We start from the raw sequence: 16,878 nt of genomic DNA on the forward strand, positions 1-16,878 counted from the left end.
CTGCGTTGGTCATAGTGGCAAGAGCCGCTCGTCACTCGCGATCAAGCGCAGGGCCTCGTCGAGTGTGACCAAAGCGTGGAGTCGGAACCATTGGCCGGTATGGCGATACCACATGACATGGAATCGGAGGTCGCTCAGGTGCTCTTCCGCATGGTCGAGCCGACTGAAGCTCAAGTCAAATTCCTCCCCGAGGTTCTCTGGGAAGCCGGAGCGATAGCGCGTGATGAAGCTGTACTTGGATCCGCGCCACTTGCCGACGATGTCGATCGGGTAGTTGAAGGTCGTCGGGCGGACTTCGGGAAGGAACCGGGGCTTCAAGGTTTCGGCGATGAAGCGCTCGCAGGATGCGGCGATAACGGACCGCTCCTGCCTCGTGAGCGCCTTCACCCTCACCCATTTGCGTTCGGATCCCGCCATTGAGCCCCTCTTGGCACCCGCAGTCGACCGGCAGCCAGGCTGCCGCCTTCCCCATCCGCGAATTCACCCAACTTTCGCGGCTCTGTCGAGCGCCTTGTCCCACACTCTGATTGTCACGCTGCGCAGGGGACAGAGGCCCTTCGGCGTCGAACGTGTCCCGGCTGGGCTTGGTGTCGGTTGTTGCTGGGCGGCCACTCCGGCCGATAGCGGCTTTCCGACCTTCCGGCACTCCGTCTTCGGCATGCATGTCTGCCTGACCGTCGGATTGCCCGACGAGGTCGCTCACACCGCTGTCGGGCATTCCTTCGAAGGGCAACATATGGGCGTCAGCGCGGAATGCACCATTGTGCGCCAGGCCGACCATGGCTGGTGGCATGTCGCCGGAGCGCTCGGGCTCATCAAGCCGGAAACGATGGCCGGCCTCGCCGCGAATCTGACCGCCAGGAAGCCCACGCTCTGATGCCGCTAGACGCGCAGCCTCGGCTTTACGCGGTCAGCTCATCCATGTCCTGATCGACATAGCGCGCCATCTGCCCGTCGCAGATCTCCATGAACAGCGCCTCGGCGCTCGTCACGGGCGCGTCGAGCCGGCGCACCATGCCGAGTTCGAGCCTGACCAGCGGCTCGAAGCGACGGGAGATGCCGCCAAGCCGCTCATGATGCGCGGCCGTGATCGCGTCGACGATCGCGACGCCGGCGCCTTCAAGCACAAGCAGCGAAGCAAGCGGCAGCAGCGGCGTTTCGACCGGCATCGCAGGGGAAACGCCATGCCGGTCGAGCAACGCCTGGACCTGTGTGTCCATCAGCGTGCGCCGCGAGGCGCTGACCAGGCTTTCGCCCTCTAGATCACCGGGGCCGAGAACCTCCTTCCCCGCCAGCCGATGACCGGGCGGCAGGATACAGCGGCAGGGCAATGAATAGCGCCGCACTGTCTGCAGATTGGCGAGCGGCACCGAGATGCTGATGAAGCCGATATCGTATTGGCCGGTCATGACCTGCTGGGTCACCGTCTGCGACCCCGCCGAGTCGAGCCGCACCGCGACACCGGGCGCCCGCCGCAGGAATTCCCCGACCATCTTCGGCAACAGCGAGCTCGCCAGGATAGGCAGCGAGGAAATCGACAGCGTGCCGCGCCGTCCTTTGCGGATTTCTCCGACGGCCGAGGCGATCCGATCGAGCCCGACGAAGGAGCGCTGCACTTCGTCGAGCAGCAGTCCAGCCTCGGCGGTTGGCACCAGCCTGCCCTTGGTCCGGTCGAACAGGCGCAGGCCCGTATCGAGCTCCAGCTCCTTGAGAAGGCGGCTGACGGCCGGCTGCGACAGGTTCATCGTCGCCGCCGTCGCGGAGACGCTGCCGGTCAGCATCATCACGCGGAAGGCCTGCAGGCCGCGATGGCTCAACCGGCGAGGCATGGTAGGGCTATCAGCTTTTCGCATACGAGGTGACGGGAATTCTATTTGAGCGCATGTGGTGGGAGATGCAACCGTAGCACCCACGCGCAAACACCTCCCTTAAATGCTTCAGGAGCCGATATCGGAGCCATAAGGAAAGGGAATGCAGACGCCGTTCATCAGCAGGGAACCGACGGTCTCATGTACAGGGTTGGTTTTGACGTTGGCGGCACCTTCACCGACTTCACCATTCACGACGGAGCCAGCGGCGCGATACGCCACTTCAAGGTCGCCTCGACCCCGTCCGACCCGTCCGAGGCGATCGAGAGTGGGCTGTCGGCGCTGATCACCGAGCTCGGCATCGCAGCCCACGACATCGGCTTCGTCGGCCATGGCACCACGGTCGCGACCAATATGGTGATCGAGCGGCGCGGCGTGCGCACCGGGCTGATCACCACCAAGGGCTTCCGCGACGTGCTCGAGATCGGCCGCCAGGTCAGGCCGCATCTGTTCGACTACTCCGTCGGCAAACCCGAGCCGCTGGTGCCGCGCCAGCGTCGCTTCGAGGTCGCTGGCCGGATCGATGTCGAGGGCAACACGCTGACGGCGCTTGACGAGGCCGCAATCCGCAGCGCTGCCGAGACGCTGCTTGCAGCGCGCGTCGAGGCGATCGCGATCTGCTTCCTGCACAGCTATCTCAGAGGCGAGCATGAGCGGCGCGCGGCCGAGATCGTACGTGAGGTCGCACCCGATCTTTATGTCTCGACCTCCTCCGATGTGCTGCCCGAGTTCCGCGAATATGAGCGCTTCTCGACGACGGCGATCAACAGCTATGTCGGCCCGAAGATGGGCCGCTATCTCAACCGGTTCCTCGGCCGGCTGATGAATCTCGGCATCGTGGCGCAGCCTTATACGATCCATTCCAATGGCGGACTGATGTCGGTCGAGACGGTTCGCGCCTATCCGGTGCGTACCTGCCTTTCGGGACCGGCGGCAGGCGTCGTCGGTGCAGCCGAGGTCGGCAAGGAAGCAGGCTTTCCCGATCTCATCACCTTCGATGTCGGCGGCACTTCGACCGACGTCTCGCTTGTGGAGGCGGGCGCCCCAGCCTTCGCCGCCAGCCGCATGGTCGCCGACCACCCGGTGCGCACGCCGATGGTCGACATCCATGTCATCGGCGCGGGCGGCGGCTCGATCGCCTGGATCGACGACGCCGGCGCACTCAAGGTCGGCCCCCACAGCGCCGGCGCCGATCCAGGCCCCGTCGCCTATGGCCGCGGCGGCACCGAACCGACCCTGACCGACGCCAACATCATCCTGCACCGGCTCAATCCGGTGACGCTGCTCGGCGGCCGGATGAAGGTCGATGAGGAAGCGGCGCGCCGGGCCGTCGAGGAACACATCGCCAGGCCGCTGGGCCTCACGGTCGAGGAGGCCGCGCTCGGCATCATCCGCATCGCGGTGGCGAATATGAGTCGGGCGATCCGGGCCGTCTCGACCGAGAAAGGCTACGACCTCGCGAATTTCGCGCTCTTTCCCTATGGCGGGGCCGGGCCGCTCCACGCGGTCGCGGTCGCCGAGGAATGCGACCTCAAGCGCGTTCTGGTGCCGCAGGAGCCGGGCACGATGTGCGCGCGCGGCATCCTGATGTCCGATCTCAGCCTCGATTTCGTGAAGAGCGAGATCATCGTCGCCAATGACGAGAGCTGGCCGCGCATCGCCGCGCAGTTCGACGGCATGCAGGAGCGCGGTCTCGCCTGGCTCGACAAGGAGGCGGTAGAGCCGCGGCGTCGCAGCTTTCTGCGCGTGGTCGAGGCCCGCTACAAGGGCCAGAACCATGAGGTCCAGGTCCGCCTCGACAAGGTGCCGTCCAGGGTCGCCTTCGCCGAGTTCGTTGCCGGCTTTAGCGAGGCGCATCGCCGCGAATATGGCTATGATGTCGAGGATCTCGCGATCGAGGTGGTGAATTGCCGTCTCAAGGTCGTCGGCGCGATCGACCGTCCCAGGACGAAACCGCCCAGTGCACAGGCCGCATCCCCGCTGGCGCGCGAACATCGCCTTGTCCACTTCTCCGATGGCTGGGTCGATACGCCGGTCCATGACCGCGCCGGCCTCGGTGCGGGCGCCTGGCTCGAAGGCCCGGCCGTGATCGAGGAAATGAGCTCCACCACCGTCGTCGGGCCGGGCCAGCATGTCCATGTCGACGCCATCGGCAACCTGATCGTGGAGCTGTAACCATGACCGCCACCCTCCAGACCAGCCTTGCCGCGCTGCGCAGCGATGACGAAGGCCGCCTCGCCGATCCAATCGCGATGGAGGTCTTCTCCAACCGGCTGCTCTCGATCACCGAGGACATGGGCAACACGCTCGTCCGCTCCTCCTTCTCGACCAATATCAAGGAGCGCAAGGACTGCTCGGTCGCACTCTTCGACGGTGCGGGCCGGCTCGTCTGCCAGGCCTCACATGTGCCGCTGCATCTGGGCTCGCTGATGGGCAGCGTCACCGCAGTGCTGAAGGCCTGCCCGGTGGCGCGCATGCGCGATGGCGACGCCTTCATCTGCAACGATCCCTACCTCGCCGGCGGCACCCATATGCCGGACATCTCGATCGTCACGCCGGTGTTCATCGACGGGGCGTTACGTTTCTTCGCGGCGAATATCGGCCATCATTCCGATGTCGGCGGCTCGGTTCCGGGCTCGATCTCGGGCACGGCGCGCTCGATCTTCGAGGAGGGCCTGCGCATCCCGGTGATCCGGATCGTGCGCGCCGGCGAGCTCGACGAGGATCTGCTCAATCTCGTCTCGCAGAATTCGCGCGAGGCCGAGGAACGCTCGCTCGATCTCAAGGTCCAGATCGCCACGAACGAACGCGGCAAGCGCCTGTTGCTGGCTCTCTCGCTCCAGATGGGGCTCACCGCAATGACGGGCGCGATCGACGACCTGCTCGCCTATACGGCGCGACGCCTGCGCAACCGCATCCGCGACATGCAGGACGGCCAGGCGAGTTGCGTCGCCTGGCTCGACGATGACGGGCTCGGCGGCGATCCCGTGCCGATCCAGGCCAATGTCACCGTGCAAGGCGAAAGACTGATCCTCGATTTCGCCGGCAGCGCCCCCCAGGCGCGCGGCGCGATGAACGTCGCCGAAAGCGCGTTGCTGGCGACCTGCTATTACGCGGTCAAGACGCTGCTCGACCCCGAGCTCCTGCCCAATAGCGGCATGTTCGCCTGCGTCGAGGTTTCCGCTCCGACGGGCAGCATCGTCAACCCCGCCTACCCGGCTCCGGTCGGGGCGCGCTCGATCACCTGCAACAAGGTCGCGCGCGCCTTGTTCGGCGCCTTCGCCCAATTGCTGCCGGCGGAACGGGCGATGGCCTCTTCGCAGGATGTCGTGCCGGTCATCATCTTTTCCGGCCAACGCCGGCGCGACGACGGCACCTTCGTCTATCTGGAATCGATGGGCGGTGGCGTCGGCGCGCGCCATGATGGCGACGGCATGGACGGCGTCCATGTCCATATCACCAACACCTCGAACCTGCCGGCCGAGGCGCTGGAGAACGAATACGCGCTGCTGGTCGATGAATACGCGCTGGTCGAGGATTCCGGCGGCGCAGGGCGCCATCGCGGCGGGCTTGGCATCGCTCGCCAGATCTCGGCGACGCGCGACGGCATCGTTTTCTCCGCCCGCTCGGACGGCCACCGCGCCGGCGCTCCCGGCCTGTTCGGCGGGTGTGACGGCCGCACCGCCCGGCTGCTGCGCAATCCCGGTACGGCGCATGAGGACGAGCTCTCCTCGAAGATCTCTAATCTCGTGCTCAAGGCGGGCGATTCGGTGCGATTGGAGACACCGGGCGGTGGCGGCTTCGGCTCGCCGGCCGAACGCGAGCTCAAGGCCCTGGCTCAGGATATCCGTTCCGGCAAATGCTCACGGAACGCCGCCGAGCGCGACTATGGCGCTGAGCGCGTGACGCAGGCGCTGGCCCTGGCGGACTGATCGTCAAGAACACGGTGCACGCGGCTGGGCCTTGCGCCCTTCCCGGCTCCGAACACGACAAAGGAGCGGGATGATGAACGAAACGACGATGCAGCCGAGCCGTCGGGCTTTCCTGGCAGGCGCAGCGGCCTTCGCCGGCAACCTTGCCGGGCCGGGCGCAATCAGGGCGGCGCGCGCGCAGGGCAAGGACATGCTGCGCTTTGCCCTGTCGAGCTATCCGTCGAGCTTGCGTCCATTCCAGCACGCCGGCACCAGCGCCGGCGCCGTTAAGCTGATGATCCATCGCGGTCTCGTCGGCTACGACGCCACCGGCAAGCTGCGTGGCGAGATTGCCGAAAGCTTTCGCGCCGATGGCGAGCGCGCCTATGTCTTCGAGCTGCGCGAGAACGCCAGATTCCACAATGGCGATCGCGTCACCGGCGAGGATGTGAAGTTCACGATCGAGCAGATCGCCGGCGCGAAATCGACCGCCTATCTCAAGGCCGCCTACGAGATCGTCGAGCAGGTCGAGGTCAAGGGACGCAGCGTCCGCATCCTGCTGAAAGCCCCCTCCGCCACATTCCCCTTCCACCTCGCCAGCTTCAACGCACCGATCATCTCGGCGAAATCGAGCGATGCGGAGGCGATCGGCTGCGGCCCCTACCGCATCACCGAGATCGAGCGTGGCACCCGGATGGATCTCGCCGCCTTCGACGGCTATTTCCGCCCCGGCTTTCCGAAGACGCCCAAGCTGCGCTGCATCGCCTATGCCGACGAGAACCTGCGCGTCGCGGCGCTCCAGGCCGGCGATGTCGATCTGATCGAGTATGTGCCCTGGCAGAGCATGGAAGCGATCGGCGCCAATCCGGCTTTGAAGCTCGATGCGACGGATGGCCCCTTCATGGGCCTCGTCTTCAACACCAGGCAGGGCCCCTTCGCCAATCCCAAATTGCGCCAGGCCGTGGCCTATGCGGTCGACCGCGCCGATGTGGTCAAGGCTGCCTTCTTCGGCCATGGCACGCCGATGGAAGGGCTGCCGATCGTCCCGAATTCGCCCTTCTACGATGCGGCGCGCGAAGCGCATTGGAAACAGGACATCGCCAGGGCCAAGCAGCTCCTGGCCGAGGCCGGAATGCCGGACGGCTTCCAGACCACCCTGCTCTCCTCAGCGCAATACGGCATGCACAAGGACACTGCCGAGGTCGTGCAGCAGAGCCTCGCGGCGGTCGGGATCCGCGCCACGCTACAATTACCCGACTATGCGACGCGCCTTCAGCTCGGCAATCGCGGCCAGTACGAGCTCGCCGTCGTCGGCTATGCGCTCGACTATGAGGACCCCGACGCGATGTCGAGCTTCCTCGCCGGCAGCTCGCCCTCCTATCAGCGTTCCTTCGGCTTCGAGAATAAGGCGATCACCGAGCTGCTCGCCAAGGGGCGCGCCGAGCTCGATCTCGCCGCGCGCAAGACGACCTATGACGAGATGATCCGGCTCGCACTCGCGGAAGCACCGATGGTCGGGCTTGCCTGGCGCTCGCAGGGCTATGCCTTCCGGCGGGAGCTCACGGGCTTTCACAGCCTGCCCGGTTCGCTCTCATTCTATTCGCCGGTCACCATCGAGGAGGCGAGCCTGGTTTGAGTCGAGCGTGCAGAATGTCCGGATCTGTGTCCAGGCGGCGTGAAACCTCATTGCGGCGAGCAAGGCGACAACGCAATCTAGGCCGACTCGCGCTGCGGCCTTGGATTGCTTCGTCCCCCGCCATGGCGGGACCGCTTGTCGGGGCAACGCGCTAAGGATCGACCATGGACAGCTCAGCGCTTGACCGACATCGCCAGCGTTGGCTGCCGATCCGCTATGTGCGGGCGAGGCCGCGCCTGTTTCTCTGCGCAGTCCTGGGCGTTCTGGTCAGCTTGGTTCTGCCCGAGGTCTGGCGCCCGACAACGCGTGCTCTGGTGGCTTGGAATGCGGCAACGATCGCGTTCCTCGTCAGCATCATCGCGATGATGCTGCGCGCGACGCATCACACGATACGCCGTAACGCGGCTCTACAGGATGAAGGTCAGTTCCTGATCCTGTCGCTGGCGATCCTGGCGGCTATTGCCAGCATCGGCGCCATCGTGGCTGAGCTCGGCTCGGTCAAGGATGCAGTCGGGGTCGTGAAAGGGCTCCATCTCGGCCTGGCTTTCCTGACGATCGTCTCGGCCTGGGGGTTCGTCCATGTGATGTTCGCGCTGCATTATGCGCATGAGTATTTCGACGAATGGCGGTCCCATCCGGAAGCAAAGCCGGAAATGCGCGGCGGTCTCGACATTCCAGGCAATGAAGATTGCCCCGACTATTGGGACTTTCTCTATTTTTCTTTCGTGATCGGCGTCGCCTCGGCAACGGCCGACATCAACATCGCCTCCCGTTCGATCCGCCGGGTGGCGCTGGTCCATTGCGTCCTGGCCTTCTTCTTCAACCTGGCCATTCTCGGCCTGACCATCAACATCGCCGCCAGCCTGATCTGAGATCGGCCCGGCAGGCTATGCGGCCGCAACCTCCCGCGCGCCCTCTTCAACCGGCAGCGCGCGATATCCACCACCGTCTAGCTCGTCGATCTGCCGTTGCACCTGGGCGATGACCTGCCGGGAGAACGGGCCGAGATGCAGATAAAGCGCCACCATCATCATCACATAGGGCAAGGCCTGGCGATTATGCGCGAGGCAATCGATCACCGTCTTCCAGAACTCGCCGCGCACGCCTCCCTTTGTCGTCGTCATGCGCCAGAACAGGCGCCATGACGATTTCAGCTCCTGCAACTCCATCGATTTCGGCAGTTCCAACCGACGATTGGTGCAGTCGAGCGCGCGGCCGACACGCCTGACGCGGCCAAAGAAGGCGCTCGGCTTGTAGACCGCCTCCAGGACCGTTTTGTAGTCCGCGAGAATGGCGCGGCGCGGGCGGCTGGTTTGGAAATTGAGACCGGCGGTGCATTGATCGCCCTGCCCTTGCGAGTGGTCGGCTTCTTCCGGGATGCCGAGCCTGCCCTCGCGCTCCAGCCGCTTGGTGAGCTGGGTGTTGGGCAGGGCATAGAGCAGCCCGACCATGCAGACCGGGATCGCCATGTCCTCGATACAATCGATCATGCCGCGCGCGACGCTGCCCTTCTCGCTGTCGAAGCCGAGGATGAAACCAGCGTTCACGAACAGCCCGGCCTGATAGATCTTGTGCACGCTCTCCTGCAGGCTGCGGCGGGTGTTCTGCTTCTTCTGCATCGAAATCAGCGTGTCGGTATCAGGACTCTCGATCCCGACGAAGATCGTGAAGAAGTTGGCCTCGCTCATCGACCGCATCAGGCCCTCGTCGTCGGCGAGGTTGATCGATGCCTCGGTGGAGAACTCGAAGGGGAAGTTCTTCTCGGTGATCCAGCGCTTGAGGTCGGGCAGGAAGCGCTTGAGCGCCTTCTTGTTGCCGATGAGATTGTCATCGACGAAATCGACATGGCCGCGATAGCCGAGCCCATAAAGCGTATCCAGCTCGGTCAAGATCTGGGCGTTGGTCTTGGTGCGTGGCACACGCCCATAGAGCTCGATGATATCGCAGAACTCGCAATTGAACGGGCAACCGCGCGAGAACTGGACGCCAACATGCAGATAGTGCTCGAATTTCAGAAGGTCGAAACGCGGCGTCGGACTCTTGGCGACATCGGTCTTGCCCATCTCGGACTGGAAGACGCCGGTCCGCGCGCCCGCCAGCCAGGCCGCCACGAAATCGGCCATGATCTCCTCGGCCTCGCCGAGTACCCGGAAATCCGCGGCCGCATAGAGATGCGGCGTCGAGGTTGCATCAGGCCCGCCGACCACGACGGGTTTGCCTCGCGAGCGGCACAGTTCGATCACCGCCAGCGAGCCGTCCTGCTGCGGCAGCATGCCTCCGGTCATCACGAGATCGGCCCAGGCGAGCTCCTGTTCGTCGAGTTCCTCCGTGTTCAGATCGACGAGGCGAATCTCCCAATCCGCAGGCAGCAGGGCCGCAACCGTGATCAAGCCGAGTGGCGCGGCCGGGTGGCGCGCTCCGGCGAGTTCGCATGTCGCCTTGTAGTTCCAGAAGGAGCCCGCATTGAAGCGCGGATAGATCATCAAGACCTTGTTGCGATCGGAGTGCATGCCATCTCCTTCTTCGCGCGGGGCGCGACGCGGTGCGGTGTGCATGGCTGGCGAGCCCCCCAGACAACGGAACCGCCAGCGCAGTGCCGGAACCTTGTTGCCTGAGAATAATGTCAAGAAATCGTCCCAGCCGGCGCCGATCGACTGCGGTCCCAAAACAGAGTTTGTCGACCTCAAGGCGCAAGCGCCCTCGAACCCATCGCGACGGAGCGCAAATACAAAAGTATCGGATCTAGAAAGATTGCATGACGTATGTCGATACAGCAGAAATTTCATGCCGGTCTGGAACGAAAACGTTCAAATCGAAATCGGAAGCTTGAAACGCGCTCCAAAATATGGAGCTTCCTCGATCTACGCCGTCGCTCGGGGCGCTCGCAGCCGGCCAAGCTCGTACAGCAGCACAGCCCCGGGGCGCAGCCCGCTATAGAAGCAGTCAAGCGTCAGGCTGTTCGGCTCGTCGGGGTTCGCATAGAGCGTGACGAAAGCCGGAATGCCGAGAATCTTGGTGAAGACATAGCCCGACAGGCTGCCGAAGCCCGCCGAGGTCGTGCAGCCCGGCTCCGCGCCGACCGCATGGCGCGTGGGGTCCGGTCATGTCAGAACGTGGCGTAGACAGGGAGAATCTGAGCGGATGTACGACGTGATCGTGGTGGGCGCCGGTTCGGCCGGAGCGCCGCTGGCCGCCCGGCTTTCGGAGGATCCGAACCGCCGCGTGCTGCTGCTGGAGGCCGGGCGCGACTGGCGCGCCGCCGAGGCGCCGCATGCGCTGCGCAGCGCCAACATCATCCCGTTCATGCACGATCCGGCGCATCAGGCGCAGTGGCAGTGGCCCGAGCTGATGACCCGCCGGACCGCGGCGCAGGAGCCGCGCTTCTACTGGCGCGGCCGAGCGCTCGGCGGCTCCTCCACGGTGAACGCCCAGATCGCCATTCGCGGCGTCGCGGAAGCCTTCGACACCTGGGCCGAGTACGGCTGCGAAGGCTGGTCCTCGGAGGACGTGCTGCCGGTCTTCGACGCCATTGAGGGCGATCCGCAGGCCGGCACCGCCGGCCCCTTGCCGGTGTATCGCGCGCCGGAAAGCAGCTGGGGCCATGTCGACCTCGCCTTCCGTGATGCGGCTCTGGCTGCCGGCTATCCCTGGCTCGGCAACCTCAACGCGCTGCAGGGCGAAGGGATTGCGACCAACCCGATCAACTCCCGTGACGGCGCGCGCATCTCCACCAACGACGCCTATCTGGAACCGGTGCGGGGACGCGCGAATCTGGAGATCCGTGGCGGCGCCATGGTCGACAAGATCCTGTTCGACGGCCATCGCGCCCGTGCGGTGCGGGTGCGCTTTGCCGGTGAGGAGTGGACGGAGATCGAGGGCCGCGAGATCGTGCTCTGCGCCGGCGCGATCCACAGCCCCACCATCCTGATGCGCTCGGGGCTAGGCCCGGCCGTGCAATTGGCGGCGCTGGGAATTCCCGTGCTGCGCGACCAGCCTTTTGTAGGGCGCAACCTGATGGACCATCCGGTGCTGCGCCTCAGCCTGGCCCTCAAGCCCGGCTTCGTCGCGCATGACCCCGATTCCCGCCACACCAATTGCTGCCTGACCTATAGCAGCGGCCTCGGCGGCGGCGGCCGGCGCGACATGATCATGGTCGCCTATAACCATCGCGGCTTCGTGGGCGCCATGCCCGGGCCGGGCGGAGGGGTGGGCGTATCGCTCTACGATGCGTTCTCGCGTGGCGAATTGCGCCTGAGCTCGGCCGATCCCGATGCCAATCCGATCGTGGACGAGAACATGCTGGCCGACCCGCGCGACCGGCTACGCATGCGCGACGCGGTACGGCGGCTGGCCGCACTCGCCGAGCAGCCAGCCCTGCGCGCGGTCTGCGACGATATCCGCTTCTGCGAAACCCCGCTCAGCCCGGCCGAGGCGGCCGCCTTGCCGGAGGCCGAGCTCGATGCGCTGATGCTGCAGGAGGCGAGCGACATCCAGCACGCCGCCGGAACCTGCCACATGACCGCCTATCACGATCCGCGCGGCGTGGTGGATCCGGATCTGCGGGTGCGCGGCGTCGCGGGGCTAAGGGTCGCCGACGCCTCGATCATGCCGACCGATTGCCGGGCGAACCTGCACTTCACCTGCGTGATGATCGGCGAGGCCCTGGCGCGGCGGATGCGCGCCTAGGGTATTTTCGAGCGAAGTGGACACCGGTTCTCCCGCGACAAACGCGAAGCGTTTGCGCGGAGAAAACGCGTTGAAACAAAGAGCTGGAGCCGTTTCCGATCCAGTCGGATCAGAAACGGCTCCAGAACAAGGGGCGCCCTACCCAGCCCGCTCAGGGAGCCCGCAGCTGGCCCAGCTCGTGCAGCAGCGCGGCCCCGGTGCGTAGCCCGCTATAGAAGCAGTCGAGTGTCAGGTTTTCGTTCGGGGCATGGTTCGCCTCGTCGGGATTGGCATAGGGCGTGACGAAGGCGGGAATGCCGAGGATCTTGGTGAAGACATAGCCCGGCAGGCTGCCGAAGCCCGCCGGGATCAGCAGCGGCTCCACGCCTTGCGCGGCGACGAAGGCCCGGCGCAGCACCGGGGTGAAGGGCGAGGCAATCGGCGTCTTGGAGGGCTGCATGCCCTTCTCCACCGCGATGAACTCGACCTCCGGCGCGTGCCTGGCGACATGAGCCGCTATCTTGCGCAGGACATCTTCCGGGTCCTGCGCGCCCACCAGCCTGACATCGCATTTCACGAAGGCCTCGTTGGGCAGCACCGTCTTGGAGCCGGGCCCGCCATAGCCGCCGTGCAAGCCGTTGATCGTCAAGGTCGGGCGGAAGCAGAGACGATCGTAGAAGGGCCGCTCCGCCGGTGCATCGAGCCGTGTGAGCCCAAGGCTGTGCTTGAACGCCTCGATGTCGAGCGGCAGGCGCTCGATCGCGGCAAGCTCCTCCGGTGAAGGGGGCTCGACGCCGTCATGGAAGCCTTCGATGGTGATCTCGCCAGCCTCGTTCTTCATGGTGCCGAGCAGATGCACCAGCGTCCAGATCGGGTTGGGCACGACGCCGCCGAAATTGCCGGAATGCACGTCGCGGCTGGCATGGCGGCAACGCAGCTCGAAGGACGCCACGCCGCGCGAACCGAACTTGATAGCGGCCGCCCCGCTGGCATGGCGCGGACCGTCGGCGGTCACCGCGAGATCGGCCTTCAGCACGTCCTTATTGGCGCGCACGAAGCCGGCGATGTTCGGGCTGCCGATCTCCTCCTCGCCTTCCAGCATCAGGATGACGTTGCAGGGAAGGGTTCCATGCACCTTGAGGTGGGATTCGATCGCCAGGATCTGTGCGAAATGCTGACCCTTATTGTCGCCGACACCGCGCGCATAGAGACGGCCATCTCGGATGGTGGGCTCGAAGGGTGGCGAGAGCCATTTCTCGAGCGGGTCCGGCGGCTGCACGTCGTAGTGGCCGTAGAGCAGCACGGTCGGCTTGCCCGGCGCCTTCTCCCAGCGCGCGACGACCATGGGGTGCCCCTCGGTCGGCATCAGGCTGGTTTCGAGCCCGATATCGCTCAGCATCTCCACCAACAGCGCCCCGACTTCGGCAATGCCGACATTTTCGGCGCTAATGCTGGGATGGCGAAGATAGGCGATCAGGCGATCGAGGAAACTCGCTCGGTTCGTCTCGATATGCTCGAAAACCGCAGCCAGCGCATCGGAGGAAGGCATGACTTTGTCCCTGACGGAGGAAAGATAGGCCTGAAGGCGCAGAACGCCTCATCACCTATTTCTAGATAGTTGAGCCCGATGCTTGATGAAACGGTTTATCGGGATGCCAGCATCTTTCGCACGGCGTCCTTCGCCTGTCCGGAAGCCTCTCGGCCCTCGCTGGAGAGGCCCGAGCCGCAACCAATTCGCCCGCCCTTTCTGACAGCGCCAGACGATTTGCGGCTGCACGCCCCCTGATCCGGGCATCCGAAGAAAACTGATCAGCACGGCCAGAGTGGGCATTGACCTCCTCGCAGCTTTCATCATAGCGTATCAAATAACAAAATGATGTTTCATTATATGAAATGAAACACAGAGGAACGCTCTTGCCGACGAAACCCGATCCAGATGCGGCCAAAGCCGCACCGGCCGGCACCAGCACGCTCGATCTCGCCTTGCAGGCAGTCGAGTACCTGGTGCAGCAGAGCCGTCCGGCGGCGCTGGCGCAGATCGCCGGCGCGCTGGGGGCATCGAAAGCCACGATCTACCGGCATCTGGTGACGCTGCAGCGCCACGGCTTCGTGCGGCAGGATGCCGAGACCGGTCGTTACGAAGCCGGCATCAAGCTGATGGTGCTGGGCGAGTCGCTGCGGCAGCGCTTCGACATCGTCAGCGCCGCCCGCGAGGAGCTGATGACGCTGCGCGATCGCACCGGCCAGGCCGTCACGGTCTGCGCCGCGATCGACGCCGAGCTGATCGTCCTCGAATTGATCCAGGGCCGCACGCTTATCGAATTCGCCACGCGCCCCGGCACGCGGCTCGCTTTCCATGCCAGCGCACATGGCAAGATCTGGCTCGCCTTCGGCTCACAGGAGCGCACGGCCGCCATTGCCAATGGCGAGCTCAAGGCCTGGACGCCAGCGACGATCGTCACGCGGGATGCCCTGCTCGCTGATCTCGACGCCGTACGCGAGCGTGGCTGGGCCACCGCACCCGACGAGGTCATCACCGGCGTCAACACGCTCGCCGCCCCCGTCTTCGACCATCGCCAGATTCTCGTCGGCTCGATCGCCATCGTCGGCGCGACACAGTTCATCCCTCCCGTCCCCGATCCCGAACAGATCCGCGAAGTCGTCGGCAGCGCCGCGCGCATCTCGCGGGGATTGACCTGGAAAGACTGAAGCCATGAGCTATTCGCTGGCCGTCGATATCGGCGGCACCTTCACCGATATCGTCCTGCGCGACTCCAAGGGCGGCCTCAGCGTCGACAAGACGCTGACCACGCATCACGACCTGCTCGAAGGCTTCTTCCGCGGCGTCGATTCCGTACTCGGCAAGGCCGGCGTCGCGGCCGATGCCGTCGATGGTCTGGTGGTCCACGCCACGACGGTCGTCACCAATGCGCTGATCGAGCGAAAAGGCCTGCCGACGGCACTCGTCGTGACCGAGGGCTTCCGCGATGTGCTCTCGATCCGCAACGAGCACCGCTACGACATGTACGATCCCCAGATCGAGTTCCCCGAACCGCTGGTGACGCGCGAGCTGACCTTCGGCCTCAAGGAGCGCGTGCTCGCCGACGGCACGATCGCGATCGCGCCCGATCCGCAGGATATCGCGCAATTGGTTCGCGATATCCGCGCCAGCGGCGCGCGAGCGTTGGCGATCTGCTTTCTCAACAGCTTCGCCAACCCCGCCAACGAGGCCCTGGTCGCCGCAGCGCTGGCGCGGGAGCTCAACGACGTCTTCATCTGCACCTCCTCGGAGGTCGCCCCGCAGATCCGCGAATATCAGCGCGCCTCGACGGCGACGGTGAACGCCTATGCGATGCCGATCTCGCAGCCCTATCTCAAGCGCTTGAGCGACAGGCTGCGCCTCGAGGGTTTCGCCAACACGCCCTTGATCATGCTGTCCTCGGGCGGCGTCGTCGGCGCGGAAACCGCCGGGAAGAACCCGGTGCGCATGATCGAGAGCGGCCCCGCCGCCGGCGCGCTGGCGGCCTGCCACTATGCCGAACTGCTCGGCATCGACCGTTTGATGTCCTTCGACATGGGCGGCACCACCGCCAAGGCCTGCCTGATCGAGAACCGCACCCCGCTGGTCACCGGGCTGTTCGAGGTCGACCGGCGCTATCGCTTCAAGGAAGGCAGCGGCCTGCCCGTCACCGTGCCCTCGATCGACCTGATCGAGATCGGCGCGGGCGGCGGCAGCATCGCCCATGTCGACGATCTCGGCCTGCTCAAGGTCGGCCCGGAAAGCGCCGGCTCCAATCCCGGCCCCGCCTGCTACGGCCGCGGCGGCCAGAGCGCGACCGTGACCGATGCCGACCTCGTGCTCGGCCTGATCGATGCCGAGAACTTCCTCGGCGGCGACATGTCGCTCGACAAGCTGGCCTGCGAGGCCGCGATGGCGCGGCTCGGCGAGGCGCTCGCGGTCTCCCCTGTCCAGGCGGCGCGCGGCATCTACCGGATCGTGACCGAGGCGATGGCCTCGGCCGCGCGCACCCATGCCACCGATCGCGGCGTCGACTATCGCGGCCTGCCGCTGTTTGCGTTCGGCGGCGCGGGTCCCTTGCATGCCTGCGGCGTCGCCGACCTGCTGCAGAGCACCTGCGTGATCGTGCCGCCGCAATCGAGCGTGCTGTCGGCCTTCGGCACGCTGGTGACGCCAGTCCGGCTCGATCTGGTGCGCAGCGACCTGACCTTGGTCGCCCATCTCGACTGGAGCCGCGTCGACCGCGTGCTCGGCGACCTCGAAAGCGAGGGCATGGCGGCGCTCGGCCAATCCGGCTGCGCACCCAAGGACGTCACGATCCTGGTCGGCGCCGATATGCGCTATGTCGGCCAGCAGCATGAGGTCACCGTCATCTTCGAGACCGACCCGCGCCAAAGCCGCGATGCGAGCGCCCTCGCCCAGCAATTCGAGGCGGCTTATCGCACGCTCTACGGCGTCAACCCCTCGCATGTCCCCATCGAGATCGTGACCTGGCGCGTGGTGGCGCGCGGCCCCTCGCCGCATTTCGACGGCCAGACCCGCCCCCAGATCGAGCAGGGGCAGGCCAAGCGGCATCGCCCGGTCCATGCCTGGCAGGATGACCAGTCGGTCCCGGTCTATGAGCGCGCCGCGCTCGCTGAGGGCCAGACCATCACAGGCCCCGCCATCATCGAGGAGCGCGAGACCACGACCGCGCTTCCCCCCGGCTGGAACGCCACGATCGACAGCCTCGGCTGCATCATCGCCAGGAAAGGCTGAATCCGATGGCAGGGTCACATC

The 16,878-nt window shown here is 65.6% G+C and carries 12 protein-coding genes; 8 read left to right on the plus strand and 4 right to left on the minus strand.

Translation table 11 applies throughout. The features are described from left to right. Positions 1 to 9: 9 nt before the first annotated feature. Positions 10 to 417 carry a DUF3024 domain-containing protein gene (locus BMZ97_RS05220; protein WP_092166136.1) on the minus strand — a complete coding sequence of 136 codons (408 nt, stop codon included), beginning with the start codon at positions 415 to 417 and terminating at the stop codon, positions 10 to 12. Between the two features lie 94 nt (positions 418 to 511). Here BMZ97_RS05220 and BMZ97_RS30615 point away from each other — a divergent pair, with 94 nt between their 5' ends. Then, the gene (locus BMZ97_RS30615) at positions 512 to 877 is read left to right on the plus strand and encodes a hypothetical protein (RefSeq protein WP_139221156.1); all 366 of its coding nucleotides are present in this window, start codon (positions 512 to 514) and stop codon (positions 875 to 877) included. 25 nt (positions 878 to 902) lie between these two features. On the opposite strand, the gene BMZ97_RS05230 is transcribed toward BMZ97_RS30615, so the two are convergent. Further along, positions 903 to 1,829: a LysR substrate-binding domain-containing protein gene (locus BMZ97_RS05230; protein WP_175525434.1), complete on the minus strand. Its 927-nt coding sequence runs from the start codon at positions 1,827 to 1,829 to the stop codon at positions 903 to 905. Between the two features lie 180 nt (positions 1,830 to 2,009). On the opposite strand from BMZ97_RS05230, the gene BMZ97_RS05235 reads away from it, so the two are divergent. From BMZ97_RS05235 to BMZ97_RS05250, 4 genes are all read left to right on the plus strand, one after another. Continuing rightward, positions 2,010 to 4,043 carry a hydantoinase/oxoprolinase family protein gene (locus BMZ97_RS05235; protein WP_092166141.1) on the plus strand — a complete coding sequence of 678 codons (2,034 nt, stop codon included), beginning with the start codon at positions 2,010 to 2,012 and terminating at the stop codon, positions 4,041 to 4,043. A 2-nt stretch (positions 4,044 to 4,045) separates the two neighbouring features. Further along, positions 4,046 to 5,800: a hydantoinase B/oxoprolinase family protein gene (locus tag BMZ97_RS05240; protein WP_092166142.1), complete on the plus strand. Its 1,755-nt coding sequence runs from the start codon at positions 4,046 to 4,048 to the stop codon at positions 5,798 to 5,800. A 73-nt stretch (positions 5,801 to 5,873) separates the two neighbouring features. Further along, the gene (locus BMZ97_RS05245; protein ID WP_210188210.1) at positions 5,874 to 7,415 is read left to right on the plus strand and encodes an ABC transporter substrate-binding protein; all 1,542 of its coding nucleotides are present in this window, start codon (positions 5,874 to 5,876) and stop codon (positions 7,413 to 7,415) included. Positions 7,416 to 7,579: 164 nt separating this feature from the next. Next, positions 7,580 to 8,287 carry a DUF1345 domain-containing protein gene (locus BMZ97_RS05250; RefSeq protein ID WP_092166143.1) on the plus strand — a complete coding sequence of 236 codons (708 nt, stop codon included), beginning with the start codon at positions 7,580 to 7,582 and terminating at the stop codon, positions 8,285 to 8,287. Between the two features lie 15 nt (positions 8,288 to 8,302). On the opposite strand, the gene BMZ97_RS05255 is transcribed toward BMZ97_RS05250, so the two are convergent. Further along, entirely contained in the window at positions 8,303 to 9,925 is a 1,623-nt protein-coding gene (locus BMZ97_RS05255) for a B12-binding domain-containing radical SAM protein (protein WP_092166144.1), read from the minus strand. A 631-nt stretch (positions 9,926 to 10,556) separates the two neighbouring features. Between BMZ97_RS05255 and BMZ97_RS05260 the strand changes: the two genes are divergently transcribed. After that, a complete protein-coding gene (locus BMZ97_RS05260; RefSeq protein WP_092166145.1) occupies positions 10,557 to 12,101 on the plus strand; it encodes a GMC family oxidoreductase in 1,545 nt (514 codons plus the stop codon). Positions 12,102 to 12,252: 151 nt separating this feature from the next. On the opposite strand, the gene BMZ97_RS05265 is transcribed toward BMZ97_RS05260, so the two are convergent. Then, entirely contained in the window at positions 12,253 to 13,629 is a 1,377-nt protein-coding gene (locus BMZ97_RS05265; protein WP_092166146.1) for a M20/M25/M40 family metallo-hydrolase, read from the minus strand. Between the two features lie 365 nt (positions 13,630 to 13,994). On the opposite strand from BMZ97_RS05265, the gene BMZ97_RS05270 reads away from it, so the two are divergent. Beyond that, on the plus strand, positions 13,995 to 14,789 hold the full coding sequence (locus BMZ97_RS05270) for an IclR family transcriptional regulator (protein WP_175525435.1): 795 nt from the start codon (positions 13,995 to 13,997) through the stop codon (positions 14,787 to 14,789). 4 nt (positions 14,790 to 14,793) lie between these two features. After that, complete coding sequence (locus BMZ97_RS05275; protein WP_092166150.1) at positions 14,794 to 16,857, plus strand: hydantoinase/oxoprolinase family protein; 2,064 nt, start codon at positions 14,794 to 14,796, stop codon at positions 16,855 to 16,857. Positions 16,858 to 16,878 lie beyond the last annotated feature (21 nt).

This window comes from Allobosea sp. OK403 (assembly GCF_900113835.1).
GTDB lineage: Bacteria > Pseudomonadota > Alphaproteobacteria > Rhizobiales > Beijerinckiaceae > Allobosea.

Coding starts and splice junctions, on each gene's coding strand:
- BMZ97_RS05230 (WP_175525434.1), bottom strand. CDS start 1,829: ATGCCTCGCCGGTTGAGCCATCGCGGCCTGCAGGCCTTCCGCGTGATG.
- BMZ97_RS05255 (WP_092166144.1), bottom strand. CDS start 9,925: ATGCACTCCGATCGCAACAAGGTCTTGATGATCTATCCGCGCTTCAAT.
- BMZ97_RS05245 (WP_210188210.1), top strand. CDS start 5,874: ATGAACGAAACGACGATGCAGCCGAGCCGTCGGGCTTTCCTGGCAGGC.
- BMZ97_RS05220 (WP_092166136.1), bottom strand. CDS start 417: ATGGCGGGATCCGAACGCAAATGGGTGAGGGTGAAGGCGCTCACGAGG.
- BMZ97_RS05235 (WP_092166141.1), top strand. CDS start 2,010: ATGTACAGGGTTGGTTTTGACGTTGGCGGCACCTTCACCGACTTCACC.
- BMZ97_RS05240 (WP_092166142.1), top strand. CDS start 4,046: ATGACCGCCACCCTCCAGACCAGCCTTGCCGCGCTGCGCAGCGATGAC.
- BMZ97_RS05250 (WP_092166143.1), top strand. CDS start 7,580: ATGGACAGCTCAGCGCTTGACCGACATCGCCAGCGTTGGCTGCCGATC.
- BMZ97_RS05260 (WP_092166145.1), top strand. CDS start 10,557: ATGTACGACGTGATCGTGGTGGGCGCCGGTTCGGCCGGAGCGCCGCTG.
- BMZ97_RS05265 (WP_092166146.1), bottom strand. CDS start 13,629: ATGCCTTCCTCCGATGCGCTGGCTGCGGTTTTCGAGCATATCGAGACG.
- BMZ97_RS05275 (WP_092166150.1), top strand. CDS start 14,794: ATGAGCTATTCGCTGGCCGTCGATATCGGCGGCACCTTCACCGATATC.